This is a genomic window from Mycobacterium colombiense, assembly GCF_001953985.1.
Classification (GTDB): Bacteria; Actinomycetota; Actinomycetes; order Mycobacteriales; family Mycobacteriaceae; genus Mycobacterium; species Mycobacterium colombiense_B.
Genome location: NZ_MBEI01000029.1, coordinates 1 through 529, shown reverse-complemented (window position 1 = coordinate 529; position 529 = coordinate 1). Strand labels below are relative to the sequence as shown.

Annotated in this window: 1 protein-coding gene; it reads left to right on the top strand. The window is 67.9% G+C overall.

Going from position 1 to position 529, the window contains the following annotated elements:
- A partial coding sequence (locus A5732_RS05445) for a condensation domain-containing protein (protein WP_142256562.1) occupies positions 1-529 on the top strand: 529 nt, incomplete at both ends.

Sequence of the window (529 nt, the reverse complement as noted above, 5' to 3'; positions counted from 1 at the left end):
TGGAGCGGCTCAACCCGACCCGATCGTTGGCCCATCACCCGCTGGTGCAGGTGGTGTTGGCCTGGCAGAACTTCGCCCGAGAAGACGGCGCACCCGCCGGGCTGGCGTTGGGTGATCTGCAGGTCACACCGCTGTCGGCCGACACCCAGGTCGCCCGCATGGACCTGACGTTTACGTTGGGCGAACGCTGGAGTCAGGCCGGCGATCCCGCCGGGATCGGCGGGTCGGTGGAGTTCCGCACCGACGTGTTCGACGCGGCAAGCATCGAAACGCTGATCGCACGGCTGCAGCGGGTGTTGATGGCGCTCACCGCCGACCCCACCCGGTTGTTGTCGTCGGTGGATGTACTCGACGCCGGCGAGCACGCCCGGCTCGATGAGATGGGCAACCGGGCAGCACTGACCCGGACGGTGTCAACGGCGGCGTCGATTCCAGCGGTGTTCGCCGAGCAGGTGGCCCGCACCCCGAATGCCGTAGCGCTAGTGTGCGGCGGTCGCTCGATGACGTATCGCGAGCTTGATGAGGCCTC